The organism is Tessaracoccus zhenghani, assembly GCF_055326325.1.
Window position 1 is genome coordinate 811999 of record NZ_JBUZNQ010000001.1, and the last position, 25418, is coordinate 837416.

Below are 25418 nucleotides of genomic sequence, written 5' to 3' on the forward strand. Positions count from 1 at the left end.
AGGAGAAGCACATGCAGGATCTGGGGCTCGACCTCGCCCACTGGTTCGACCTGGACCACGTGCCGTACACCGTGCGCGGCTCGCGGCTCTTCGTGCGTCGCGCCGACGACGGGCTCACCGTGTACCGGGCGGCCTATGAGCGGGCGCTCGCCGACAGCATCGCCGTGAGCGGCCTCCGCGTCGTCGACGGCGAAGGTGGCCCCGCAGACGTCGAACTGGTGGACCCCTTGCGCATCACCTTCCGGGGCGGGGCCCACCTCTACGTCACCGCCGACGACGAGGTGGTGGTGGAGCTCCCGCCCGGGTTCCGGGTGGAAGGTGCGGTCAACCGCGCCGAGACCAGGCTGCGGATCGCGCGGCCGCCAGAGGACGGGCCGTCCCAAGTGGCTGGTGAGCTCGCCCGCTGGATGGCGAAGTGCCCCACCGTCGACGAGCGGTGGCGCGACATCACCCGCTTCTGCTGGTGGGTGCTGGGCGCCAACACCCTCATGCTCGACGCCCCGGACGGGCTGCGGCGCGCCGTCGTGCCGTCGAAGATCGGGTATGTCGGGCTGTGGCAGTGGGACGCCTACTTCATGGCGATCGGGCTGCGCCACGGCGACATCGGGCTGGCCGCCGAGCAGCTCCGCATCGCGTTGGCCTACCCCGGCGACGACGGCCAACTGCCCGACGTCGTGCACGAGCACGGCATCCTGGCCTCCTCCGACGACCTGCCACCCGGCGACCTCGAGAACCTCCGCCGCATGGGTTCCCCCAGCCTGGCGCACGCCCGCGTCCCGCTCACGAAGCCGCCGCTCACCGCGCTGGCGGTGGCGTTGCTGGCCGAGCAGGCCGGGCCCGAGGTGATCGACGAGTTCCTCCCCACCATGCTGGCCGCGCAGGACTGGTGGTACTCCACGTCCGCCCCCGCCGGGCACCCGGCGTACCTGCATCCCTATTCGTCGGGCCTGGATGACTCGCCGGTCTTCGACCACGACGCCATCCTGGTGTCCCCGGATCTCACGAGCTACCTGGTCCTCGCCGACCGCCTGTTGGCGGGCTGGCTCGAGGAGCGCGGCGAGGTGGGGGCGGCCGAGAGGTGCCGCGCCCGTGCCGACAGCTCCGTCGCGGCGCTGGCCGGCACGTGGGATGAGCGGCGGGCGTTCTTCCCGAGCATCGGCGAGCACGGCGACCCCGTCGCCTCCGAGACCATCGTCTCCCTCATGCCGGTGCTGGTCGACGGGCTGCCAGAGCGCCTGCTCGACGGCCTGCTGGCGGCGCTCAACGATCCGCAGCGGTTCGCCACCGCCCACCCGCTGCCCACCGTCGCGGTGCGCGATCAGGATTTCTCCCCCACCCGCATGTGGCGCGGCCCGGTGTGGGTGAACACGAACTGGCTGGTGGCCACCGGACTGCGCGCCCGCGGCCGCACTGCCGAGGCGGAGCGCATCGAGCGCTCCACCCTCGAACTCGTGGCCGAGCACGGGCCCAACGAGTACTTCCGGCCGGACACCGGCGCGAAGCCGCCCCGTGCCACCACCGTCTTCGGTTGGTCGGCCGCCCTGACGGTGGACCTCGCGGTGCGCCTCAGCCGCCGTAGCTAGGCTCCGACTGATCCGGGCGGCAATATCTCACGCAGCGTTCTGGCTGGATAGGTCGAGAACTCACCAGTCTCTTCCCTGGCATTGACACAGATATCGCGCAACTTTTCCGACGTGTTTCCGGGCTTGTCAACCGGTCGCTGAGATGCTGCGTTCTCGTAGGGAGACCAGGATCTGCTCGAAGGAGAGACGAATGAAGAAGATCAGAGCGACGATGACAGCGCTGGCCGCGGGGGCGCTGCTCGCCACCGGACTGGTGGCGCCGTCGGCCCACGCCGACATAGCTCCAGTGGCCCGCGTTTCCTGCATCACGTCGGCGGAGGCCTCCGCCGCTTGGGGCAGCACCATCACCCTGGCGAGAGCCACGCCCTCCTCCTGCGAGTACCAGGACGCATCCGGGCAGCGCGTCTTCAGCGTCGCCGTCAACGTGGGGACCCCACTAGAACTGAAGGAACGGCTGCGCGCCAACTGGCCAGAGGACTACGGCTACGACTTCGAGACCGCGGTCACTCCCGTGCCGGCGCTCGGTCCTGAGGCGTTTGCTTTCGCTGATGCCAGCCCCGCGTCCTACTCCTGGACGATGACCCCCGGCGTCGTCGCCTCGATGGGCACCAGCTTCGGCCCTGAAACCGAGGCCATCCACGTCCGCACGGCGAAACTGTTCCGCCCCATGATGGAGGTCTACACCGTCGACGGTGAGCGCACCGTCAACGGCCGCCAATGGCGCACCCGCTGCGAGCCCTACTCAGCCACGGCACGCTGCTTCACCGAGATCAGGGCTACCGTCATCGAACGCAACTATGGCCGCTACGTCCGCACCGAGGGCTGGGCGTTCAACTCCCTGACCTACCGCTGGTCGCCGCGGAGTCTGTGGCAGAACAACCCACTCGGTGAGACCAACGCCGGCTGGACCGCCGCCGACGGCCGGAGGTGGCGCACCGACTGCGACACCCCCACCACCGGCCGTGGCGCCTGCCGCTCCTACATCGAAGCCACCGTCGCCAGTTGGACCGGCAAGCAGTACCGCCAAGAAACCACGTGGATCTTCAACAACCAGGTCCTCTTCGCGTCCTGACCCGTCAACGACGAAACGGGCCCGGGAAGAAGACCTCCCGGACCCGTTTCCTGTCAGGTCAGCCGACGACCGTGGGGTCCGCCTGGTTGACCGGTGCCACGTAGTCGCCGCGCAGCATCTGCTCGGCCGTGGGCTCGAGCTCCGCTGCGGCAGCGGCGGGATCGGTGGCCCGGAGCCGCTTGATGTAACGCTCGTACCAGATGATGGCCAGGCCGAGGAACACGACCACGCCGCCCACGTTGTAGGTCAGTGTCAGCCACAGGGGCTGGCCGGTGGGGGTGGTGCCGGCGATGAACACGAAGGCGAACACGACCAGGAGGAACGTGGCCACGCCCAGGCCGAAGGCCTTCTTGCCCATGCGGAAGTCGCGGACGACGTGGTCGTACTTCCTACGCAGCACCCAGTACGCCAGCAGGATCAGCAGCGGTGGCAGCAGCGCGGTAGCCGCGGTCATGTTGATCACGATGCCGAGCAGGTCGTTGATGTTGCCGGAGCCGAGCGCCGGGATCACGAGGATCGGCACGACGATGGCGAACTGCAGCCAGGCGGCGCGGAACGGGATGCCCTCCTCGTTCAGCTCGACGAGCTTGCCGCCGAAGATCCCGGCCGGGATCTCCGAGAAGAAGATCTTCACCGGGGTGGAGGTCCACATCAGGAGCGAGCCGAGGGTGGCGGCCAGCAGGATGAGGCCCAGGCCGCGGTTGACCAGGTCGGCCGACAGGCCGAAGTGCTCGCCCACGGCCCCCATGACGACGAACAGGCCGTTGGAGTAGTCCAGCGTGCCCACGGGCACGAACACGTTCATCAGCAGCGAGGCGGCGGCGTACAGCAGACCGATCGCGATACCGGCGATGACGATGGTGCGGACGAAGGCCTTGACGCCGCCGCGGAGGTCGTTGAGGAACACGGCCGACGACTCGGCGCCGCCCACGCCCTGGATGATCCAGGCCAGGGTGCCGAAGAAGCCCCACGCCATGGCGAAGGTGGAGAGGTCGGGCGCCATGGTGGACACCGAGATGGGGGTCGCCGGCTCCACACCACCGAAGAGCGAGGCGACCGACAGCAGGATGAACGCGACGGTCAGCACCAGCACCAGCGTGGCGCCGATCGAGGTGACGGACCCGATCCACTTGGCGCCCTTGGTGGACACGAAGGTGGCGATCGCGAAGATGATGATGGACAGCACGGTGATCCACACCTGCGACAGCTGCTTCTCCTCGCCGTAGAACAGGTAGGAGGAGAACACGAGGATGAGCGGCAGGAGCGACGCGAAGTAGAACAGGTTCACGAACCAGTAGGTGAACGCTGTGAGGTAGGCCCAGCGGCCGCCCATCGACGTCTTGACCCACTGGTACACGCCGGATTCGGAGTTCTTGTTCAGCGCCACGAATTCGGCGATGACCAGGGTGAACGGAATGAAGTAGAGCAGCGTTGCGAAGAAGAACGCCGGTGCCGACGCCAGCCCGATCGCCACGTTGTTGTTGATGACGTTACGGATGTTGAACACCGCCGCCACCGTCATGGTGAGCAGGGCGAACATGCCGATCCGCCCGCGGTTGGTAATGGTCATGGTGTGACTCTCTCCCTGAGCGTCTATTTATTGTGGAAGGTGGCACCCTCGACCGAAACGTGCAACAGCACCGCTTCGGAGTCGGGCGTGGGAAGGACGCGGAACGCCTCGTCGATGTCGACGACGAGCACCCCGTTCTTCGGGACGGTGACGACCTCGGCTTCCCCGCGGAACGGCTGGCGGTCGGTCAGATCTGAGTAGGCGCCGACCTCGACGAGGTCGGCTTTGGGGGCGACGGCGACGTCAACATCGCCGTCCAGCGCCGCGACCACACCGTGGTACCGGCGCCGACCTACGAGCTCATCGGTGGCGAGCTCGGCGGCACGGTCCTTGCGGTAGGTGAGCGAGTCGACGATGGAGTAGGCCACCCCGCTCTGCAGCGACGGCGCGTTCTCCAGGGCCTGGAGGGTGCGGCGCCACTTCTTGTGGCCGCCCATCACCTCGTGCATCGTGGCCCGGTCTGTGAAGAGTCGCATGTCAGTTCTCCTCGGTGGGTCGCAGGGTGAACTCGAAGTCGAAGGCCTCGAAGCGGGTGCGGTAGGCGTCGAGCACCTCGGAGCCCCAGGAGTTGGAGCCGAGGCCCATCACCTGGTCGTTGAAGTTGAGCGTGACGTTGTCGCGGCGCACCAGGTCGGTGCGGTGCTGCGCGTCGTCGATGTCCTGGCACGTGTGGTTCCACGCGGAGAAGTGGAACGGCGCCTGGTCCGCGGGGCGGCTCACGTGGAGGCCCTTGCCGGTCTCGTCGGTGACGGTCACCCAGCGCACGTCGCCGCGGTTGCCGTAGTCCTGGGGGTAGACGTACGGCGTCTCCATGGCGTCGACGGTGGTCTCCCAGAAGCCGATGGTGTTGGCGGCCTTCGAATCCGGGTAGTTCTCCCCCGGCCCGCGGCCGAACCAGGTCACCTGCTGCAGTTCGCCCGGCACCTCGAGGCTCACGCCGATGCGCGGGATGATGTCGCGGTAGTCGCCGTAGGGCTCGCCGATGACCGCGACGGTGGCGACACCGTCGGCCCCGACGTGCCAGGTGACGCGGCACTGCATGCCGAAGTCCAGCACCGGCGGGGCGACCCGCACCTCGTGCTCGACGACGACGGCCTCGCCGTCACGGCGCCAGGTCACGTTGCGGGCCGAGTTCTGCATGATCTCGATGTGCCGGGGGGTCCAGTGCTCGTCGGCCTCCTGCTGGTGGTTGTCGATGAGCGGCTTCCAGAACCCCACGCGGAGCGGCGCGGCGACGAGGCTGCGGCCACCCGCGCGCCAGGAGAGGAGGTCGCCGTTCACGGTGTCGAACACGAGTTCGCCGTTGCCGGTGCTCACGGTGAGGGTGAACTCGTCCTCGGCCGTGTCCAGGTGCGGGGCCACGGTGGGCGCTGCGGGCAGGGCGTCGACGACGGCGAGCTGGTGGACACCGAGCTCGCGGCCGGCGTCGGCCCAGGTGTGGGCCTGGGTCGAGAACACGCGGGCGACCGCGGCGGCGGGGGCGCCGTCGCCGAGGTTCAGCGCGAGTTCGGTGGTCCAGGTCTCGCCCGGGCCGACAGACTGGGGCGTGAGGGTCACGGGCGCGGCGGGCACGCCGTCGACGGTGGTCTCGACGCGGATCTCGATGTCGCTGAGGTCGGTGAACCAGCGGCGGTTCCTCACGCTGAGCACGCCGTCGCTCCAGGTCACGAGGACGGGGCAGATGACCTGCTTGTACTCGGTGAGGCCGGGGCTGGGCTGCTGCCAGGGGAAGACGAGGCCGTCGATGCAGAAGTTCTTGTTGTTGGGGTAGTCGCCGTAGTCGCCACCGTAGGCGTAGAAGGCGTTCTCCCCCACCGCCCCGCCGCTACGGCTGCGGTCGAGCAGTCCGTGGTCCGCCCATTCCCAGATGAAGTGACCCTGGATGGAATCCCACTTGTTGAACACTTCCTGGTACTCGGACAGGCCGCCCGGGCCGTTGCCCATCGAGTGGCCGTACTCACAGTTGATGCGCGGCTTCGGGTGCGGGTGCTCGCCGAAGTCGTTCATCTGCTGCACGCGGGAGTACATCGTCGACACGATGTCGACGACCTCACCGTTGCGGTCCTCCTCGTAGTGCACGGGGCGGGTGGGGTCGAGCTCCTTGGCGCGGTGGTACATCGCGCGGATGTTGCAGCCGAACTCGGACTCGTTGCCGAGGCTCCAGATCAGCACCGACGCGTGGTTGCGCTGCGCGAGCACGTGGCGCTCGATACGGTCCACGTAGGGCGCCTCCCACGCGGGATCGTCGGTGACCCTGGCCAGGTCGTCGACGTTGGCGAAGCCGTGCGACTCCAGGTCGGTCTCCGCGATCAGCATCAGGCCGAGCTCGTCGCACATCTCGTAGAAGCGCGGGTCGTTGGGGTAGTGCGCGGTGCGCACGGCGTTGATGTTGTGACGCTTCATGAGCTCCAGGTCGCGGCGCGCGCGGTCCATCGAGATGGCGCGGCCCTTCTCCGGGTCGTGGTCGTGACGGTTGACGCCGTGCATCATGAAGTAGGCGCCGTTGAGGTGCATGAGGCCGTCGTCGATGGTGATCTCGCGGAGGCCGAGGCGGTGCGGGACGTGCTCGCTGACCCCGTCGTCGCCCATGACTGTGAGCGCCATGTCGTAGAGGTACGGCGTCTCGGGGTTCCAGAAGGTGGCGTTGTCGACGGTGACCGTGACGGTGTCGCCTGGGGTGAGCGTGGCGGTGGCGACGGTGGTGTCGCCGTCGGCGATTCTCCATTCGATGCTGCGGGCGCCGTCGGCCTCTGCGGTGAGGGTGACCTCGGCGGAGTCGCCTGCCTTGCGGGTGCGGACGAAGAAGTCCGTCAGCCGCGCCTGCGGGCGGGTGATGAGGTAGAGGTCGCGGAAGATGCCCGAGGCCCACCACATGTCCTGGTCCTCGATGTAGGTGGCGTCGCAGTACTGCAGCACCTTGACCGCGAAGAGGTTGTCGCCGTCGACGATGTGGGCGGTGATGTCGAACTCCGCGGTGAGGCGGGAGCCCTTCGTCATGCCGACGAAGTCGCCGTTGAGGTAGATCTCCGCGTAGGACTCGACGCCGTCCATCTTGAGGATGACCTGTTCACCGTCGGCGGGCCGGCTCAGCGGCACGACGCGCTGGTAGGCACCGGTGGGGGTGTCGGCCGGCACGCGGGGCTGCTCGATGGGGAACGGGTAGCCCTCATCGGTGTACTGGAGGTGGCCGTAGCCGTCGAGCTGCCACAGGTGGGGCACGGTGACGGTGTCCCACGCGTCCTGGTGCGCGGAGGTGAAGGCATCGGGCACGCGGAGCGGGTTGTCGAACAACCGGAACTGCCAGTCGCCAGACAGGGCGAGGAAGCCGCGCGACCGGCTGCGGTCGCGGGTGGCGGCGTCCTCTTCGCCGGCGTAGCCGAAGAAGTAGGCGCGGGCCGGGAGCCTGTTGCGCCCCGTGAGGGAGGGGTTCTCCCAGTCACGTGGGTCGGTCATGGACTCGATCTCCTTAAGTCGTTCACCGGTCACCTCTGAAATGTAACCGGTTTCATTGGCTCAATATACATAACCCCCACCGCGCTGTCACGCCGGGGGTGCCCAAAATGAAACCGGTTTCTTTCTGTGGCGCCGAGATGACTCCATGGATGCGAGAATAGGGCTGCACAAGCACAGGAAGGGGGCGGAGTTGGACTCGATCAAGCGCGCCACCATCGGCGACGTCGCCCGCGTGGCCGGAGTGTCGCGGGCCACGGCGTCCCGGGCGCTCAACGACTCCGCGCAGGTCACGGCCGCCACCAAGGAGCGGGTGCGCGAAGCGGTGCGCGAGACCGGCTTCGTGATGAACAAGATGGGCCGGGCCCTGGCCGTCGGCCGCTCGGAGACCATCGCGATCCTCGTCACCGAGCCCCTCGACGAGTTCTTCAGCGACCCGACGTTCCTCACCGTGCTGCGCGGGATCACCGAAGGCCTGGCAGAGACCTCCACCATGCCGGTGCTGCTGCAGGCCTGGTCCGACGCGGAGCACAAGCGCGCCCTGCGCCACTTCGAACGACGCGCGGTGGACGCCGTCATCTCCATCTCGCCGTACGTCGGCGGCGACATGCTCGAGGCGCTGCGCGAGGGCACGCTCCCAGTCGTGCTCTGCGGCCAGGTGGAGGGCCACCCCTACCTGGGGGTCTTCGCGAGCGTCTACGCGGATGATGTGGCGGGCGCCCAGCTCGCCGGGAACCGGATGATGGCCCGTGGCCGCCGTCGTGTCGCCGTCATCAACGGCCCGCAGGACAACCCCGCGGCAGTGGACCGCCTGCTGGGCTACCGGGCCGCGATGAGCGGGGCCTTCGACCCGGAACTCGCGGTATGGACAGGCTGGGACGAGGCCTCCGGCTTCGACAGCATGCGCACGCTCCTGGAGCGCGACCCTGCCATCGACGGCGTGCTCGCCGCCTCAGACCGCATCGCCGCCGGCGCGCTCCGGGCGCTCTCCCTGGCCGGCCGGTCCGTCCCCGGCGACGTGTCGGTGATCGGCTTCGACGACCACAGCCTGGCCGCTTCCACCGCTCCACCGTTGACCACCATCAGGCAGCCCATGAACCTGCAGGGCAGGCTGGCCACCCAGTTGGCCATGGAGATGATCGACGGCAAGAAGGCCCGCAGCGTCGTCCTCGACATGGAACTCGTGGAACGCGCTTCGGTCTGACGCTAGCCTGGGAGCATGAACTTAGGTGAACCTAACTCGGCCCCCGCGGGCATGAGCAGCGTCGCGTCCGTCACGACGGAGCGCCCCGCCCGGTACGGGAAGCAACTGGTCGGCCATCTGGGGCGCCGCGCAGGCGGCGAGTGGTCCGCGGAGACCGAATCCGGCTGGGTGCAACTGGGCGACATGGGCCGCGCGGAACTCACCGCGGAGACCGACACCCTCGTCCTGCAGGTCTTCGGCCCCGACGCCGAGACCATCGAACGGCTGGAGCAGGTCGTCGGCCGCCACCTCGTGCGCTTCGGCGCGAAAGACGAGCTTGCAGTCGCCTGGGTGCGCGACGACGGCACGCCCGGCACAGAACAGCGGTTCTCAGACCCCGAACCCATGCGCGCGGGCTGAGCATGGGCAGGATCCTCTTCGACACCGCCACCAGCATCAACGGCTGGATCGCCGACGAGCACAATTCGCTGGACTGGCTCTTTGCGGTCGACGGCGGCGACCACCCCGACGAGGGCCTGTTCCCGGACGGCGCCACCGTCCTGGTGGAAGGTTCCACCACGTACCAGTGGGTGCTCGACCATGACGACATCCTGCACCACCCAGAGAAGTGGCAGGACTTCCACGGGTCGCGGCCCGCCTTCGTCTTCACCACGCGCCGCCTGCCCCGGCCAGAGGGCGCGGACGTCCGCTTCGTTTCCGGTGCGGTGACCGACCACATCGGGGCAATCCGTGAGGCGGCCGGCGACGGCGACATCTGGGTGGTCGGCGGCGGCGACCTGGCCGGCCAGTTCCTCGACGCCGGGCTGCTGGACCAGATCGCGCTGTCGGTCGCCCCCGTCGCCCTCACCGGCGGCGCCCCGCTCCTACCGCGGCGCCTGGAGTCGGACCGCCTCCGGCTGGTCTCGGCGCAGGCGCACGGCCAGTTCGCCCGCCTCCTCTACGACGTCGTCCGCTGACTTTCCCCGCCTGACAGGATGAATCCATGACCGACCAGTTGATGATCGATCCCGCCCTCACACTGTGGTCCACGGAGCAGCGGGAGGGCCTTCCCCTGCTGGTACTCCTGCACGGCTTCGGCTCCAACGAGGAGGACCTGTTCAGCCTGGTCCCCTACCTCCCCGGCGGCATCGCGGTGGCCTCGCTGGCCGCTCCCGGCGCCCCGCCGGCGCCCATGCCCGGGCGCGCCTGGTTCCCGATGGGCACGCTGGGCAACACCCACGAGGTCATCGCCGACGCCGCCGCCGCGGTCCGGCGCTGGATCGACGCGGAGGCCGGCACCGCACCGTCGGTGGCCCTGCTCGGCTTCTCGCAGGGCGCCTCCGTCGCGCTGGAGGCGCTGCGTCAGGGCCCGGAGCGGTTCGACGCGGTGCTCGCCCTGAGCGGCGTGGTGTCGCCGTTCGGCTCCGACGGCGACGCCCGGTTGGGCGAACTGCGCCCGCCGGTCTTCTGGGGCCGGGGCTCGCTCGACACGGTCTTCGCAGAGGAGCTCATCGACCACACCGCGCAGTGGCTGCCGGAACACTCCACCCCCACCGTGCACCTGTACCCTGGCCTCGGCCACGGGATCGCGCAGGAGGAGTTGGGCGACATGGCCACCTTCATCGAGGCCTGGCGCGATTCGGCCTGCTGAGCGTCCACCCTCACTCCGGCCGCAACACCGCGAACGGGTCGGTCACCACCAGTTCCCTGTCAACGAAGCGGAACACCCGCGCGGGCCGGCCGCCCTTCGCGCCTGAGACGGTCAGCTCACCCGTCGATTCCAGCTGCCCGCGCCGCGTCAGCACCCGCTGGAGGTTCGTGGGCGCGACATCGTGGCCCAGCGCCGCCACGTACACGGAGCGCAGCTCGGCGATCGTGAACTCCTCCGGCATCAGCGCGAAACCGATGTTCGTGTACGACAACTTGGCCCTCAGCCGACGCACGGCGTGCGCCACGACGAACCGGTGGTCGAAGGCCATCTCCCCCACGCCGTCGACGTCCACCCAGGCGGCGTTCTCCGGTAGCTCCGGCTCGGCGCCCGCAGCCACCAACCCCAGGTAGCTCGTCCCGATGGTGCGCTGCGCCGGGTCCCGCGAGGGATCGGAACTCGTGCCCAACTGCTCCAGGTGCGCCAACCCGGCGACATCGACCTTCGACGCCAGGTGCCGCAGCACCGATGCCTCCAGGGTTTCGCCCGGCTCCACCGGCCCCGACGGCAGCGCGGGCACGCCGGCGAAAGGCGCCGAGCCCCGGATCGCCGTCAGCACGCACAGCCTCGCGTCGGCGCCTCCGCCGCGCACCTGCAGCACCGCGCCGATCGCCTCGTGGCGGTAGAGGGCTACCCCGGCGGAGTCGCGGATTTGGCTGCTGGTCATGGCCGCATGCTACAGTGACGCAAGTTTCCGCCTCTGAGACGAAAACCCACGAAGGGACACCGCCATGACGCTCACCCTGAACCGCACCTGGGAGCAGTGGACCGCAGACGAAGTCGCGCAGTGGCAGGAGCGCGTCCACGCGTTGGCCGTCGAGCGCGACGCGGTGATCCTGGCGCACAACTACCAGTCCGGCATCATCCAGGACGTGGCGCACCACGTCGGCGACTCCCTCGCCCTCAGCCGGCTGGCCGCCACCGTCGACGCCGAGACCATCGTGTTCGCCGGCGTGCACTTCATGGCCGAGACCGCGAAGATCCTCTCCCCCGCCAAGCGCGTCCTGATCCCGGACCAGAACGCCGGCTGCTCGCTGGCCGACACCATCGACGCCGGCCAGCTCCGCGCCTGGAAGGCCGAGCACCCTGACGCCGCCGTCATCTCCTACGTCAACACGACGGCGGAGGTGAAGGCGCTCACCGACATCTGTTGCACGTCCTCCAACGCGGTCGAGGTCGTGCGCAGCATCCCGGAGGACCGCGAGATCCTGTTCCTCCCGGATCAGTTCCTGGGCGCCCACGTGCGCCGCGCCACCGGCCGGAAGAACATCCAGGTATGGCTCGGCGAGTGCCACGTGCACGCCGACATCTCCCCGTCGAACCTCATCGACGCCGTCCGCAGCAATCCCGACGCGGGCCTCTACGTGCATCCGGAATGCGGTTGCACCACCTCGGCCCTGTGGCTGGCGGAATCCGGCGAACTGCCGGAGGGCCGCACCCACGTGTTGTCGACGGGCGGGATGCTCGACATGGCGCGCAACGAAACGCGTAGACAGGTGCTCGTGGCCACGGAGATCGGCATGCTGCACCAGCTCCGCAAGGCCAACCCGACGACGGAATTCCGCCCCGTGAACGCCCAGGCGTCGTGCCCGTACATGAAGTTGATCACGCCGGAGAAGCTCGAGGCCTGTCTCGGCGACCCGGCCACCACGGCGGCGTACGAGGTCGACGTGGCGCCCGAGATCGCGCTCAAGGCCCGCCAGGCGGTGGAGCGCATGATCGCGATCGGCAACCCCGGCTCGGGCGAGTGATGCGCGCGCGGGTCGTGGTGGTGGGCACCGGCGCCGCCGGCCTGTCCACGCTGCTCCACCTCGCCGCGGCGGGCGTCGACACCATCGCCGTCACGCGGGCGGGTGTCACCGATTCGGCCACCGGCTGGGCCCAGGGCGGCCTCGCGGCGGTCTGGAACCCGGGCGACTCCTTCGAGGCCCACATCGCCGATACCCTCACCGCCGGGGTCGGCCTCTGCGACGAGACCGTCGTCCGTGACCTGGTCACCTCCGCCCCCGGCTCCATCACGCGGCTCATCGAACTGGGCGCGAAGTTCGACCGCACGCCCGCTGGGGAACTGGACCTGCACCTCGAGGGCGGCCACTCCCACCGGCGCATCATCCACGCCGACGGGGACGCCACCGGCGCCGAGATCGAGCGTGCCCTCTGGGCCGCGCTGTCGCGCGCGCTGGACGGAAGTTCCGTCCGCATCCTCGAGGACACCCGGCTCGTCGACATCCTGACAGAGGACGGCCGCGCCGTCGGCATCCGCGCGCTCGGTGACGAACCCTTCGACATTCGCGCCGACGCCGTCGTGCTCGCCACCGGCGGCATCGGCCAACTGTGGCCCGTCACCTCCAACCCGACGGTGGCCACGGGCGACGGCGTGGCCGCGGCCCTGCGCGCCGGCGCGGCCGTGCGCGACATCGAGTTCGTCCAGTTCCATCCCACCGTCCTCGCGGACGAGGCGGCCACCGCCCGCGGGGTGCTGATCAGCGAGGCCGTTCGGGGCGAGGGCGCGTTCCTGGTGGACTCGTCGGGCCGCCGCATCATGGCGGGTGTCCATCCCCTTCAGGACCTGGCCCCCCGCGACGTGGTCTCCGCGGCGATCGTCGCGCACCTCACCGCCACCGGCCAGGCCCACGCGTTCCTCGACGCCACCCACTTCGGGGCCGCCACGTGGGAGGCGCACTTCCCGGGCATCCTGGCGCTCTGCCGGGAGCGGGGCGTCGACCCCGTGACCGAGCCCATCCCCGTGCATCCCGCCGCGCACTACTCGTGTGGCGGGGTCGCGGCCACGCTCGACGGCGAGACCAGCGTGCCGGGTCTCTTCGCTGTCGGGGAGGTCGCCGCCACCGGCCTGCACGGCGCGAACCGCCTGGCGTCCAACTCGCTGACGGAGGCCCTGGTCATGGGCGACCGCCTGGGCCGGCGGCTGGCCGCCGCTCCGGTCGGGCCCACCTCGCACCCCGGAGTGGCGACTGAGCGGGTGGGCGTCAGCACCGAGCCGCGCCTCATCGACCCCTCGTCGACGCCCGCGCTCCGCGCCGCCATGCAGCGCCACGCCTTCGTCGCCCGCACCGCCGACGGCCTGGCCGCACTGCTCCGCGACCTCGGGGCAGCCCCGTCCACCGACACCCTGACCGACCGTTCCCTCACCGCCACCAACCTCCATACGGTCGCCATGGCGATCGCGACGGCGGCCCTCGCCCGCAAGGAGTCCCGGGGCGCGCACCGCCGCGCCGATTTCCCCGGGCGGGCTGAGGCGCACCGCCTGCTCGTCACCCTCACCCACGGCGCGCTCAGCTGCAGCGCCGAGGCCCTCCCCACCGTCGAAAGGACCGCCGCATGACCATCCGGCAGGAGACGACCACCGAAGCCCGGGCCGAACTGCAGCGCCTCGTCGACATCGCCCTCGACGAGGACCTCCGCTACGGGCCGGATGTGACCACCCTCACGACGGTGCCCGCTGAAGCGCAGGGTGTCGCCGAGGTCGTCAGCCGCGAGACGGGCGTCATCTCGGGGATCGACGCCGCGCTCGTCGCGCTCAAGACGCTGGCCGACAGGGTCGGTTCCAGCGCCTCGGCCGAGGTCGTCGCGCCGGACGGCACCCACGTGGCCCCCGGCGACGTGGTGCTGCGCATCTCCGGCCCGGTGCAGACCCTGCTCACGGCCGAGCGCACGCTCCTGAACTTCCTGGGGCAGTTGTCCGGCGTGGCCACCGCGACCTCCCGCTGGGTCGAGGCCGTCGCCGACACCGACGCCAAGATCCGCGACACCCGCAAGACCGTCCCCGGCCTGCGGGCGCTGCAGAAGGCCGCCGTCGTTGACGGCGGGGGCGTGAACCACCGGATGGCGCTCGGCGATGCCGCTCTGATCAAGGATAACCATGTCGCGGCTGCGGGCTCGGTGGAGGCGGCGTTCCGCGCGGTGAAGCACGCCGCGCCCGGCATCTCCGTCGAGGTGGAGTGCGACACGCTGGAGCAGGTCCGCGAGGCAGTGGAGGTCGGCGCCGAACTCGTCCTCCTCGACAACATGGCCCCCGACACGATGCGTGCCGCCGTCGAGATCTGCCGACCGGCCGGCGTGAAGACCGAGGCGAGCGGCGGCCTGACCCTGGAATCAGCCCACGCCGTCGCAGCGACGGGCGTCGACTACATCTCCATCGGCGCGCTGACCCACTCGCCCCGCGTCCTGGATCTCGGCCTCGACCTGCGCACCGCCACCGCGTAGACCGTTCGCCGGCGGTCCGGCCCACGCAGTGGGCAGCGCCGATCCTGTCCCAGGAACGGCGCCGAGAGGCAGACTAGGTAGATGGCAGTCCTGATCGATCCCCCGCGCTGGCCCGCGCACGGCACCGTCTTCGCGCACCTCGTGTCTGACACCTCCCTCGATGAGCTCCACACCTTCGCCCGCTCGGCGGGGCTCCCGCCGCGGGCCTTCGATCACGACCACTACGACGTCCCCGCTTCCCGCTACGACGACCTCGTCGCCCAGGGGGCTCAGCCCGTCGGTGAGATGGAGCTCATCCGGGCGCTCAGCGCCAGCGGGCTGCGGGTGCGCAAGCCGCAGAAGTCGCCGACGCGGGCGGAAGCCCTGGCCGTCGCCCACCGGTCGTGGAGCTACCTCGGTCTCCCGGACGACCTGCGCGATGAGTTGCTCGCCCGGTGGCAGCAACCGGACCGCCACTACCACGACGTCCGCCATCTTGCCCACGTGCTGATGGCGCTCGGCGACCTCGGTTGCACCGACCCCGTCGTCATCCTCGCGGCCTGGTTCCACGACGCGATCTACGACGGCGTCCCCGGCCAGGACGAGGAAGCCTCCGCCCAGCTGGCGGAGGATTCGCTCGCGGGCCTGCTCAGCGCGGCAGACGTCGCGGCGGCCGGCCGGCTCATCCGCATGACCGCGACGCACTCCCCCGGCGACGAGCGCGAGGCGACTCTCTCTGACGCCGACCTCAGCATCCTCGGCCAGATCCCCGGCCGCTACCACGTCTACGTCCGCGACGTGCGCCTCGATTACGCCCATGTCGACGATGAGGCCTGGCGCCAGGGACGCTCCCAGGTGCTGCGCCAACTCCTGGCCAAGGACCCGCTCTTCCACACGGAACTCGCCCGCGACCTCTGGGAAAGCCAGGCCCGCGCCAACCTGACCGACGAGCTCCGCAGTCTGAGCGAGAACCCGCCCGTTTCGTGAGCCAACGGGGGCACTACGCTCGCAGGATGGCCGACAACCCGACGCCCGAGGCTTTCGACGCGCTCATCGCGCCGCTCGCCGCCGAGGACGACGCCCTCATCGCCGCCCGCACCTCCACCGAGGTGACGCGGCCAGGCATCGAGGTCTCGCCGTCCATGGGCCGCCTCCTCAACATCCTCGCCTCCGCCTCCGGCGCCAGGCGGGTCCTCGAGTTCGGCACGCTGGCGGGCTACTCGACGATCTGGCTCGCGCGGGCCGTGGGGCCCACGGGCCGCGTGGTCAGCCTCGAACTCGAGCGCAGCAACGCCGACGTGGCCCGTCGCCATCTCGAGGCGGCTGGGGTCAGCGCCTGGGTCGACATCATGTGCGGCCCTGCGGCGCGCTCGTCGGAGAGGTTGGTGGAGTTGCAGGTCGAGCCGTTCGATCTCGTGTTCATCGACGCGGACAAGGCGTCGCTGCCCACGTATCTGGAGCGCTCGATTGCGCTCACCCGCCCGGGCGCGCTGATCGTCATCGACAACGTCGTACGGGGCGGCAAAGTGCTCAACCCGGACGACGACGACTCCCGTGGCGTCCGCGCCGCCCTGACTACTGCCGGCGCGGACCCGAGGCTCGACGTCGCGGCCATTCAGACCGTGGGCGCCAAGGGCTGGGACGGGTTCGCGGTACTCCGTCGCACGGCCTCCTGAACGGGCCGCTACCGCTCCCGGTAGGCCAGCAAGCACCATCCGCGGTGCAGATTCTCACGCTGAGCGCGGGTGGCTGCAGAGAATTGTGGGGTGAGCATCCGTTGCCCCGGGCGAACTGTGTGATTCCAGTCCACCCGGGGGTCGGGTGCTCTCCGACAGCTGTGCCGTCGACTTCAGTAGGGGCGGTTGAGGCCCAGGAGCGATACATAGTGCTGTTCGCGAGATTCACGGTCGAGGTGTTCCTGGTTGACGAGTCGCTCGTCAGGGTGTCGCTCGTTCCGCTCGTACCTGATGCTCCAGAGAAGCATCCAGAGGCCGATGCGCATCGCGACGCGTTCAGCTAGGCCCAGCCGACGCTCAGAATGCTCGAGTAGATGGTCATTGAGTACGGGTATTCGTTCCGCTAGGAGCGTGTTCATCAGATGGTTTCATTTCTCTTTTGGGCGCGCAGAATGCACAGGAAAATGGCATGCCGATAATCATCAGCAAAGGGGGTATTGACGGCCCGCAACGACGCGGGCGCGCCGCGGACCCTCAGTAAACGAGGGTGTCAGAAGGGGTTGTGAACGCGTCAGGCGTTCTGGGAACCCGCAAAGGAGGCAGCCCCGTTGGCAAGGCGCAGGCGGTGCGCGGTAGTGAACTTCAACATGGGACCTCTCCTTTCAATTGCGTATCCAGAGAGAAGGCTATGCCCAATCGCAGACCGATGTCAACACACAATCGAAATGGGCTTGAATTCTCCTTGAAAGCGCTTGATGTGCCCCACTGGCTGACGAACAGTCCGATGGTGGGCGAGGGAGGCGGGGCGTGATCAGCGGTTGGTGTTGACGGCCTGGTACTCCCCGACGAGGTAGTCAACACTGCGCGACAGCGTGAACGGTAACGTGCCCGAGCGGCCGGCGCCGCTCCAACTGACCGCCCAATGCGACGTCGCCGTCACCTCGTAGGTGCCCATCTCCTCATACACATGCCCGCAGTCGGGCGACTTCACGTTCCTCCCACCCTGGGTCCGAACCGCCGACCACGGCGTGCCCCTCCCGCATGTCACGGTGGTGCCGTCGCCCATGTCCCACTCGACGCGCTTCACCTCGGCGCGCAGGGTCACCGTCACACCGCTGGCCGAATCCGACGAGGTCACCGGCCCCCACTGCTTCTCCGACGGCGACTCGGCCCACATCCAGTTCTGCCACCCCACAAAACTCAGGCGCCCATCGTTGTCGCCGCGCGGGAACATCCCCAGTTCGACGGCCTCGAGGTCCAGCCGCGCCAACAGGCGCAGCGCCACCTCCCGCGGATCCACCTGTACCGCCTCCGGCGGCGCGGGCAGCCAGCGTGTGACCGTCAGACGCGGATCTGGGACCAGGTCTCCTCCCGGGCGGGTGCAAATGTAGATGTTGCCCTCACTCTTGCCTTCCCAGACTGGGTCCGCAAGTGGTGGCTGCGGGTCGACTGGGCGGCACCAGGACGAGGCAATACTGCTCCAGGAACCCAGCGCGGTTACACAGTCAACCGGGCGACCTCGCCACAAACAGACCCGCGGACCGCCTGGCTTTTCAACCGCGCCTTCGCTGCCGTCGTCCTTGCCGGATCCCGTTTCTGGTTTTCCCTCCCTCGAGAAGCTAAGAATGCAGGCGCCTGACTGTCGGTGAAACTCGTACCCGGGAGCGCAATCTGGTTGAGGAGCCGGGACGCGATCCGCATGGGCGTGAGCAGAGAATACGCAAGAGAAAGCGAGGCAAAGAGCAGCCAGCCTTCTCAGCATTCTTCATCCACTGAAGTCAGACCTTCCACACGCCAAACGCCATCCAACCCCTCGCGCATGTAGGCGATCTCGGGATATCGGCCGCTCCTTTGCACGAGTTGACCGGTACTCACATCCCGAACTTGGAATTCATTGAGATCGACGCAGTAGGAGAGTTCCGCAGTACGCGTTCCATCACCGGCATCGACAGGGCTACTCACTTCAAGATCGTGGAAAGCGATTCCTCCTACAAGCTCAAGCCCATTGTCTCGGAAACCGGCAATGCGGTCCAAGATGACCGTCGACTCATGGCCAGTGGTCACGTACTGGGTCTCGGAGTAATCGGTGTACTTGTCGGGGGCCATCGCGAACTTCTCATACACGCGTTGGTACTCCTGCCAACGAGCAATAACCGTCGCAGCCTCAGGATCATTCGTGGGCATGTCTGTGGGATACGACTGCACTGCAGTCGGCGACGGACTCGGCCTGGCACTCGGCGACACACTCACACTCGGCGACATCGACGGCGAAGCGGACACCATCGTCCGCTCGACCTCATGCTCCGGCGACTCCACCGCCCCCGCCGTACACCCAACCAGCAACGCAGCGCCGGCAACGGCGGCCACACACAGCCTCATGAAGAACTCCGATCCACAATCCGAGCCCCATCTAAACAACGCCGGGGGTCACTTCCCCTCCTATCAGCGAAGCTGTGGATAACTTACGGCGACCACCGGTACATCGCCCCGTCGATCCCCCACATCGCAGAGCCGACGGTGAGCGCAATCGCCAGGGGGACCATCACCCACGCCCTGGCCCGGGCAAACAACCTGGCCGCCGGTAACCACATCACGAACCACGGCATGAGCATCCTGGCCTTGGCGTTGAAGTACTCCTGTTGCATGAGCACCAGCAGCAACGCCAGCAGGAGCAGGGCGATGGTCAACCAGTGCTCCCGCATGTAGATCATGATGACGAGCATCACGATCGCCAGGGCGATGGCCAGGGAGACGGTCCAGTGCGCCGTCCAGTTGGCACCCTCGAGTTGGCCTGTGAACACCTGCCACACGCGGGAGAGGTTGGTCATGGGCGAGCCAACCTCACTGTTCCACGCCTTCTGGATGTCGAGATACCCGGTGATGGAGCCGGTCCGGTAGGCGACGTACAGCCAGAACAACCCGAACCCCGCTGTCCCGAGCGCGGCCGCACCCAGCCGTTCCAGGCACAGTTTCGCGCGCCAGCCACGGTCGTGCCGGTTCACGAAGACGCCCGCCAGCCACCACATCCACAACACGGCGATGTAGACCACCGCAGGAGCCCGCGTCAGCCCGGCCAGAAGTCCCATGAACCCGGCGAGCCACGGCCGTCGGGTCAGCATCGCCCACAGTCCCCACGCTATGAAGGCGGTGAACCACCCTTCTGAATACCCCATTACCTGCACGTGCGAGCGCGGCGCAACCGCCCAGCAGAAGGCCATCCAGAATCCAACCGCGCTGGACCCGAGCTGGGCACCCACACGGTGGATCCCCAGCACAGCAACGACGGATCCCACCCACGCCACAATCAGCAGCGCCCACGGGGCCGACACACCCAGCGCCATCGGGATCCGAGCGAGCCCTGGCAGCAACGGGAAGAACGCCAGGTTGCTCTGCTCCGTCACCTGATACCCGTCGGTGATGACGCCGAGGTACCACACCGCGTCGAAGGCAGTGAGCTGCACAAGTGGAAAGACGCCGATCGTGGCAGCCAGCGCGGCGATGAACACCGCCTTGACCGCAACGAACGCGCCAACGCTACCCAGAGCTGATTTCCACACGCCAGCACCCTACCGGCGGGGTCCCACAACTACGCGGTCGGCGGCACCTCGTCACGCCGGGGGTAGGACGCCTGAGCCCCCCGTCGCGTCACGGCGACACCCGCCACCTGCGCAGCGAACGACGCCGCCTCGGCCAAGCCTGACCCCTCCGCCAACCGCACCGCCAACGCACCGACGAATGCGTCGCCGGCGCCGGTGGTGTCCACCGCCTCCACCACGGCGGCCGCGATGTGCATGGGTTCCGACGAACCCTCAGCCACGAACGCCCCCGCACCGCCCATCGTCACCACGGCAGACCGGGCGCCCCGGGCCAGCAGGCCCCCGGCGAGCTGGGCCCCGTCGTCGGGTTCCACGCTCAGGAGGAACGCGGCCTCGGACTCGTTGACCACCAAAGGGTCACATTCGGCGAGCAACTCGGCGGGCAACTCCCGGGCCGGCGCGGCGTTCAGGACCAGGCGCGCGTTCGGCGCGTGCCACACCGCCTCCACCACCGATTCCATCGGGATCTCCAGCTGTGCCACCACGACGGTGGCCTCAGCCAGCAGGTCCGCGTGCGAGGCCACAAACTCAGGGGTCACCCAGCGGTTGGCGCCGGGCGCCACGATGATCGAGTTCTCGCCGTCCGGGGTCAACATGATGATGGCGACCCCGGTGGGCGCCTCCACCCGCGACATCCCAGCCAGTTCGACGCCGGCCCCTGCCAGCGAGCCGATCAGCAGGTCACCGGTCGAATCGGTGCCGACGCAGCCGAGGAACGCCACCCGACCGCCCACCAGCCCTGCGGCGACCGCCTGGTTCGCGCCCTTGCCGCCCGGGGTGAACACCAGGTCTGAGCCGAGGATGGTCTCCCCGCCGTCGGGCCGGTGGTCGATCTCGACGACATGGTCGACGTTCGCCGACCCAACCACGACCACATCCGCCATCTCGGCACCTCCAGCTCTCGACCGCAGCGTTGCGGTCCGATGCCAGACTAACGAATCCGGCGCACCGCGACAGGTGCACCGCAGCGCGACATAGGCTCGAGTCACCACTCCAGGAGAAGGGTTCCCCATGACAGACCGTCTCAAGTCCCTGACAGACGCCGGAGTTTCCATCTGGCTCGACGACCTCTCGCGCGACCGCCTCACCACGGGCAATCTGGCCGAGCTCATCGCGACGAAACACGTCGTCGGGGTGACGACGAACCCCACCATCTTCGCCACGGCCCTCAGCGACGGTGAGGCTTACGCCGAACAGCTCGCGGATCTCACCGATGTCGACGAAGCCATCCGTCTGGCCACCACCACCGACGTCCGCGACGCCGCAGACCTCTTCCGCGACATCTACGCCTCCAGCCACGGGTTCGACGGCCGCGTCTCCATCGAGGTCACCCCGGACCTGGCCCACGACACCGACGCCACCGTCACCCAGGTCCAGGAGCTCTACGACACCGTGGGCCGCGAGAATCTCCTCGTGAAGATTCCCGCGACCAGTGCGGGTGTCCCCGCCATCGCCGAGTCGATCGGGCGCGGCATCTCCGTGAACGTGACGCTCATCTTCGACGAGGGCCGGTACCGCGAGGTGATGGACGCCTACCTCACCGGCCTCGAGACCGCCGACGCGGCCGGGCGCGACCTCAGCAAGATCCACTCCGTCGCGTCGTACTTCATCTCCAGGGTCGACGCCGAGATCGACGCCCGGCTGGAGAAGCTGGGCCGCGAAGAACTGAAGGGCAAGGCCGCCATCGCCAACGCCCAGGTCGCCCTCGGCGCCTACGAGGAGGTCTTCGGCTCCGAAAGGTTTGCCGCGCTGAAGGCGAAGGGCGCCAACCCGCAGCGACCCCTCTGGGCCTCCACGAGCACGAAGGACCCGTCCTACCCGGACACGATGTACGTCAGCGAGCTGGTCGCCCGCGGCGTGGTCAACACCATGCCCGAGAAGACCCTCGAGGCCTTCGCCGACCACGGCGTCGTCGGTCGCCCCATGGAAGGCACCGAGGAGGAGGGCCGCCGGGTCCTCCGGGAGATTTCCGACGCGGGCGTGGACCTCGCTGACGTCTTCCAGGTGCTGGAAGACGAGGGCGTGGAGAAGTTCGCCGTGAGTTGGAGGGAACTCCAGGAGACGGTCCGCGCCGCGCTCACCTCCTGACCTGCCACCCCATAGGCAACTGCTCACCCAAGAGCGTGGATCCTGGAACGCGCGCGCCTGTTCCTGGCTAGGGTCCTGCCTATGGGGGAAACACGGTCAGCACCGGATTTTGCTTTCGACGGGCAAGGCATCAGCCAATCCCGCGGCAGCCAACGGCCCAGTTACAGCGATTGGGCACCCGCTGGCGCCCCTCCACCTGATCCCACGGTTGACCTGCTCTACTCGACGGCGGGCTCACGGCTGTCGGCCCAGGCTCAGGCGGCGCGCGCGGCCGAGGCGACGGGCCCATTCGTGCAGCAACCCTATGGTCCTGCTGCCGCCCCGTCGCCCTGGGAGATCGGCAGGGTGGGCGAGCAGGTTGTGGCGCACGAGTTGATCCGGCTTCGCGAGCTCGACCCGCGCTGGGGCTATCTCCACTCCATCCCCGTCGGCCAGAACGGTGCCGACATCGACCACCTGCTCATCGGCCCCGGCGGAGTGTTCACCATCAACACCAAGCATCACGCGGGCGGGAAGCTGTGGGTGGCCGGTGGGACCTTCATGGTGAACGGGTGCCGACAGCCCTATGTGCGCAACAGCAGGCACGAATCTCAGCGCGCCGCACGGCTCTTGGCCAGAGCACTGGGCAGGCCCATCCCCGTGGTTGGTGTGATCGTTCCGGTGAAGGCCCGGGCGCTGGAGGTCCGTGAGCAGCCGGGTGACGTGTGGGTGATCCCGTGCGAGCACCTCGCAGGCTACTTCTACTCCTGTCGGCCCGCCCTCCCCCAGGAGACGGTGATCGCGATATTCGACGAAGCACGCAAACCTCAGACCTGGTTGACGAAGGCCGCCCCACAGACAGAATGCGCACCGCGGTCGCAGCAACCCGGTCCCACCCAGGAACCGATGGAGACGGATTCCTTCACATTCCGACGGTGGCGCAATTTCGGACATGACCGCCTCTACGTCGCTCGCAAAGCAGATGGCCATCAGCTCGGCTATTGGAATCTGGGAACGAACGGCTCACACCCCACGGATGACGAAGTCAAGGGCGAGTTGGGCCTGGCCTTCTACGAATGGAAGCAGGCCAACGGTTCCGAGTAGATCACGCCTGCGCGCGCTGGTGTCCTCCCGGGCAACGCTCCGCTCGCCAGTGCAGGTGGCAGTAGAACGCACCACACTCCACACAGTGGCCGAGCAGGTCGTCGCTCACGGACTCCAGAGCCTCGACGTCACCCTCGGACAACCGACGGTGGAGCGCTGCGGCGCTGTCGTCGTCCAGTTCGATGGCCTCACCCACCACACCGTTGTCCAGCCCGCCGGCCTGCATCATCATCCGCCAGCCGTCGGTGTCCGTCCGGTTGGAGTGCAACTGCTGGGAGCGGGCATCCCAGCATCCCCAGCGCTCCGGCATGTCGCCTGGCCCGAGCACCTCGAAGACCCCCGTGCTCAGGCCGCACTTGGCGCACTGCGGCGCGAAATAGAAGCCGCGGCGGCCGGGGTGCTGACTCATGAATCCCAAGATACGACAACCCGGAGCACGAACCGGTCCTGCAGCGCGGCAACCTGCTGTCCACGGACTTCTGCGGTCACGCCACGAGGTCCTAGTCCTTGTAGAGGGGGACTTCCTCCTCGAAGCGCTGCTCGATGGTCTGTAGCAGGATCGGGTCGACGCCCACCTCGGCGATCTTGGGACCGCCGTTGGAGCCGAACCAATCGCGGGCAGAGTCGATGATCCGCCGCACGGCCTCGTCCTCGTTCACCTGGGAGGTGTCCACCACCAGGTCATAGCTGTCCTCTGCTGCCCAGTTCTCCCCGTAGTAGCGGCGGACGAAGCGGGTCTTCGTGTCAACATCGCGCTCGACCAGCTCCGCGGCGACGCCCTGGGACACCCGGTTGTCCTCCATGACGCGCCTGACCCGGTCTTCGTCCGGCGCCGTCACGAGCACATTGAACACGTCGGAGTGCCCCTTCAGCACGGCGAAGCCGCCGCGCCCCAGGATGACGACGTCGTACTTGGCGGCCAAGGTCACCAGCGTCTTGTTCATCCAGTCGATGGTCTGCGAGGTGTTCTCGTTGAACAGGTCGAGCAATGTCGGGGGCTTGTCGTAGAGCTCCGAGAGCCTGATCAGTCCGAACTCACTGATGACGCGATCGACGAAGGGGCGGTCCGCGAACTTCCAGCCCAGCTCCTGGGCAACCCGCTCAGCGATTCGCCCACCGTACGATCCAAGTTTGCGGGAAACGGTAATGGCACTCATGTCAGTGTCCCTCCTCAGGGAGTCGCGCTACGGTGCGCCTGCTCGGGTACCCAGTCTACCTGGCGGGTTCCACATATGTCACGACATTCCTTGGAAGAACAGCCCATGCCCGCGGTACGGATCAGGATTCGATGACGCGTTTCACACGTGCCAGCTCACTCTCGGAGTTCAGCGCCAGTTGGGGAAGCGCGGGATCCATGCTCCGGTACTGGCCCGGACCCACCTCCTTGAACCGACCCTGAGCCATGCCTGCGGTCACATAGCGACCGTGCTTCCCGGCCTCCGCGAGGAAGAGGAGATCGGGCAGGTCGCTCGGCAGATCAGGCGTGCCACCCATTTCGTAGGCCACACCGCCCACCACACCACCCATTTCGAGGATCTCAATCTCATCGCCCGTCTTGAGGTTGCCCGCGAATGACTCCGTGACCACAGCTTGGTAGACCGTCGTCGGAGTCGCCAGCTCCTTGAGTTCGGCTGGGGACGGCGTATGCGTGGTGCCTGCGTAAGGGTTGATGAGTGGGTCGTCGGAACTGTAGTCGGGGAGCATCAACTCGCCGCGCCATCCGACGATCCGCACCGAGACCATGACATCCGACTTCGCTGCCATGTCATCAATAGTTTCGTAGAAGACCGGCGACGCCAGGATAACTACCGTGGCAGTGGGAGACCGGGGTGCCGGCGTCGGCGTCGCGGCACCGGAAGGAGACGCCGAAGTCGCCGTTGCCCCGCAGGCGGTGAGCATCAGGGCGAGCCCGAGAACGAGTCTCTTCATGGACACAAGCTTCCGGTAGCGGGTGAGACGTGGAGTCTGTCGAAATGCTACCGATACCGTACGCCAGACGCCGACGACCCCGCTGAGGGCGCTGCGAAAGGGTCTGTAAATGCAACAAACCCCCCGAACGAGGTTCGGGGGGTTTGTTATAAAGAAGTCCGGCGGCGTCCTAGTCTCCCACGAGGTCCCCCTCGCAGTACCATCGGCGCAGAGAGGCTTAACTTCCGGGTTCGGGATGGGACCGGGTGTTTCCCTCTCGCTATGGCCACCGTAACAC

At 68.2% G+C, this 25418-nt stretch carries 24 protein-coding genes and 1 rRNA gene; 14 read left to right on the plus strand and 11 right to left on the minus strand.

Annotated elements, in window-relative coordinates; genetic code table 11:
- The first annotated feature begins 11 nt into the window (after nucleotides 1-11).
- Together ACZK4S_RS03655 and ACZK4S_RS03660 are read left to right on the plus strand one after the other, a co-directional pair.
- Nucleotides 12-1583: an MGH1-like glycoside hydrolase domain-containing protein gene (locus tag ACZK4S_RS03655; RefSeq protein ID WP_463643386.1), complete on the plus strand. Its 1572-nt coding sequence runs from the start codon at nucleotides 12-14 to the stop codon at nucleotides 1581-1583.
- 190 nt (nucleotides 1584-1773) lie between these two features.
- On the plus strand, nucleotides 1774-2655 hold the full coding sequence (locus ACZK4S_RS03660) for a hypothetical protein (protein ID WP_463643387.1): 882 nt from the start codon (nucleotides 1774-1776) through the stop codon (nucleotides 2653-2655).
- A 58-nt stretch (nucleotides 2656-2713) separates the two neighbouring features.
- Here the strand turns inward: ACZK4S_RS03660 and ACZK4S_RS03665 are convergent, their stop codons facing one another.
- From ACZK4S_RS03665 to ACZK4S_RS03675, 3 genes are read right to left on the minus strand one after another with little or no spacing between them, the layout of a single operon-like run.
- Nucleotides 2714-4225, minus strand: coding sequence for an amino acid permease (locus ACZK4S_RS03665; RefSeq protein ID WP_463643388.1), 1512 nt, complete (start codon nucleotides 4223-4225; stop codon nucleotides 2714-2716).
- Between the two features lie 23 nt (nucleotides 4226-4248).
- Nucleotides 4249-4701 carry a NanQ anomerase/TabA/YiaL family protein gene (locus tag ACZK4S_RS03670; RefSeq protein WP_463643389.1) on the minus strand — a complete coding sequence of 151 codons (453 nt, stop codon included), beginning with the start codon at nucleotides 4699-4701 and terminating at the stop codon, nucleotides 4249-4251.
- Nucleotide 4702: 1 nt separating this feature from the next.
- Complete coding sequence (locus tag ACZK4S_RS03675; protein WP_463643390.1) at nucleotides 4703-7678, minus strand: glycoside hydrolase family 2 TIM barrel-domain containing protein; 2976 nt, start codon at nucleotides 7676-7678, stop codon at nucleotides 4703-4705.
- A gap of 190 nt (nucleotides 7679-7868) precedes the next feature.
- Here ACZK4S_RS03675 and ACZK4S_RS03680 point away from each other — a divergent pair, with 190 nt between their 5' ends.
- From ACZK4S_RS03680 to ACZK4S_RS03695, 4 genes are read left to right on the plus strand one after another with little or no spacing between them, the layout of a single operon-like run.
- Nucleotides 7869-8879 (plus strand): LacI family DNA-binding transcriptional regulator, encoded by a 1011-nt coding sequence (locus tag ACZK4S_RS03680; protein WP_463643391.1) that lies wholly within the window; start codon nucleotides 7869-7871, stop codon nucleotides 8877-8879.
- Between the two features lie 15 nt (nucleotides 8880-8894).
- Nucleotides 8895-9278, plus strand: a complete 384-nt coding sequence (locus tag ACZK4S_RS03685; protein ID WP_463643392.1) for a DUF2218 domain-containing protein — start codon at nucleotides 8895-8897, stop codon at nucleotides 9276-9278.
- Between the two features lie 2 nt (nucleotides 9279-9280).
- Entirely contained in the window at nucleotides 9281-9835 is a 555-nt protein-coding gene (locus tag ACZK4S_RS03690) for a dihydrofolate reductase family protein (protein WP_463643393.1), read from the plus strand.
- A 26-nt stretch (nucleotides 9836-9861) separates the two neighbouring features.
- Nucleotides 9862-10509, plus strand: a complete 648-nt coding sequence (locus tag ACZK4S_RS03695; protein WP_463643394.1) for an alpha/beta hydrolase — start codon at nucleotides 9862-9864, stop codon at nucleotides 10507-10509.
- Between the two features lie 10 nt (nucleotides 10510-10519).
- Here the strand turns inward: ACZK4S_RS03695 and ACZK4S_RS03700 are convergent, their stop codons facing one another.
- Nucleotides 10520-11233, minus strand: coding sequence for an NUDIX hydrolase (locus tag ACZK4S_RS03700; RefSeq protein ID WP_463643395.1), 714 nt, complete (start codon nucleotides 11231-11233; stop codon nucleotides 10520-10522).
- Between the two features lie 64 nt (nucleotides 11234-11297).
- On the opposite strand from ACZK4S_RS03700, the gene nadA reads away from it, so the two are divergent.
- From nadA to ACZK4S_RS03730, 6 genes are all read left to right on the plus strand, one after another.
- Complete coding sequence (nadA, locus tag ACZK4S_RS03705) at nucleotides 11298-12317, plus strand: quinolinate synthase NadA (protein WP_463643396.1); 1020 nt, start codon at nucleotides 11298-11300, stop codon at nucleotides 12315-12317.
- Nucleotides 12317-13909, plus strand: a complete 1593-nt coding sequence (gene nadB, locus ACZK4S_RS03710) for an L-aspartate oxidase (RefSeq protein ID WP_463643397.1) — start codon at nucleotides 12317-12319, stop codon at nucleotides 13907-13909. Before nadA ends, nadB begins: the two co-directional genes overlap by 1 nt.
- Nucleotides 13906-14790, plus strand: coding sequence for a carboxylating nicotinate-nucleotide diphosphorylase (nadC, locus tag ACZK4S_RS03715; RefSeq protein WP_463643398.1), 885 nt, complete (start codon nucleotides 13906-13908; stop codon nucleotides 14788-14790). The genes nadB and nadC overlap by 4 nt, the downstream gene beginning before the upstream one ends.
- Nucleotides 14791-14871: 81 nt before the next feature.
- The gene (locus ACZK4S_RS03720; RefSeq protein ID WP_463643399.1) at nucleotides 14872-15756 is read left to right on the plus strand and encodes a DUF4031 domain-containing protein; all 885 of its coding nucleotides are present in this window, start codon (nucleotides 14872-14874) and stop codon (nucleotides 15754-15756) included.
- 26 nt (nucleotides 15757-15782) lie between these two features.
- On the plus strand, nucleotides 15783-16445 hold the full coding sequence (locus ACZK4S_RS03725) for an O-methyltransferase (RefSeq protein ID WP_463643400.1): 663 nt from the start codon (nucleotides 15783-15785) through the stop codon (nucleotides 16443-16445).
- Nucleotides 16446-16654: 209 nt separating this feature from the next.
- The gene (locus tag ACZK4S_RS03730) at nucleotides 16655-16789 is read left to right on the plus strand and encodes a hypothetical protein (RefSeq protein ID WP_255433676.1); all 135 of its coding nucleotides are present in this window, start codon (nucleotides 16655-16657) and stop codon (nucleotides 16787-16789) included.
- A 467-nt stretch (nucleotides 16790-17256) separates the two neighbouring features.
- On the opposite strand, the gene ACZK4S_RS03735 is transcribed toward ACZK4S_RS03730, so the two are convergent.
- The 4 genes from ACZK4S_RS03735 to ACZK4S_RS03750 form a co-directional block, all read right to left on the minus strand.
- Nucleotides 17257-17745 carry a PKD domain-containing protein gene (locus ACZK4S_RS03735; protein ID WP_463643401.1) on the minus strand — a complete coding sequence of 163 codons (489 nt, stop codon included), beginning with the start codon at nucleotides 17743-17745 and terminating at the stop codon, nucleotides 17257-17259.
- A gap of 455 nt (nucleotides 17746-18200) precedes the next feature.
- Complete coding sequence (locus tag ACZK4S_RS03740; protein WP_463643402.1) at nucleotides 18201-18629, minus strand: AFG2-interacting ribosome maturation factor family protein; 429 nt, start codon at nucleotides 18627-18629, stop codon at nucleotides 18201-18203.
- A 278-nt stretch (nucleotides 18630-18907) separates the two neighbouring features.
- Nucleotides 18908-20002, minus strand: coding sequence for a hypothetical protein (locus tag ACZK4S_RS03745; protein WP_463643403.1), 1095 nt, complete (start codon nucleotides 20000-20002; stop codon nucleotides 18908-18910).
- A 29-nt stretch (nucleotides 20003-20031) separates the two neighbouring features.
- Nucleotides 20032-20925, minus strand: a complete 894-nt coding sequence (locus tag ACZK4S_RS03750; protein WP_463643404.1) for a ribokinase — start codon at nucleotides 20923-20925, stop codon at nucleotides 20032-20034.
- Nucleotides 20926-21052: 127 nt separating this feature from the next.
- On the opposite strand from ACZK4S_RS03750, the gene tal reads away from it, so the two are divergent.
- Nucleotides 21053-22129, plus strand: a complete 1077-nt coding sequence (gene tal, locus ACZK4S_RS03755; protein WP_463643405.1) for a transaldolase — start codon at nucleotides 21053-21055, stop codon at nucleotides 22127-22129.
- A gap of 291 nt (nucleotides 22130-22420) precedes the next feature.
- Entirely contained in the window at nucleotides 22421-23212 is a 792-nt protein-coding gene (locus ACZK4S_RS03760; RefSeq protein WP_463643406.1) for a nuclease-related domain-containing protein, read from the plus strand.
- Between the two features lies 1 nt (nucleotide 23213).
- Here the strand turns inward: ACZK4S_RS03760 and ACZK4S_RS03765 are convergent, their stop codons facing one another.
- The 3 genes from ACZK4S_RS03765 to rrf form a co-directional block, all read right to left on the minus strand.
- Nucleotides 23214-23621: a hypothetical protein gene (locus ACZK4S_RS03765; RefSeq protein ID WP_076064039.1), complete on the minus strand. Its 408-nt coding sequence runs from the start codon at nucleotides 23619-23621 to the stop codon at nucleotides 23214-23216.
- A gap of 91 nt (nucleotides 23622-23712) precedes the next feature.
- The gene (locus tag ACZK4S_RS03770) at nucleotides 23713-24369 is read right to left on the minus strand and encodes a cytidylate kinase-like family protein (protein ID WP_463643407.1); all 657 of its coding nucleotides are present in this window, start codon (nucleotides 24367-24369) and stop codon (nucleotides 23713-23715) included.
- A gap of 928 nt (nucleotides 24370-25297) precedes the next feature.
- Nucleotides 25298-25414: ribosomal RNA gene (gene rrf / locus ACZK4S_RS03775) — 5S ribosomal RNA — on the minus strand.
- Nucleotides 25415-25418: the final 4 nt, after the last annotated feature.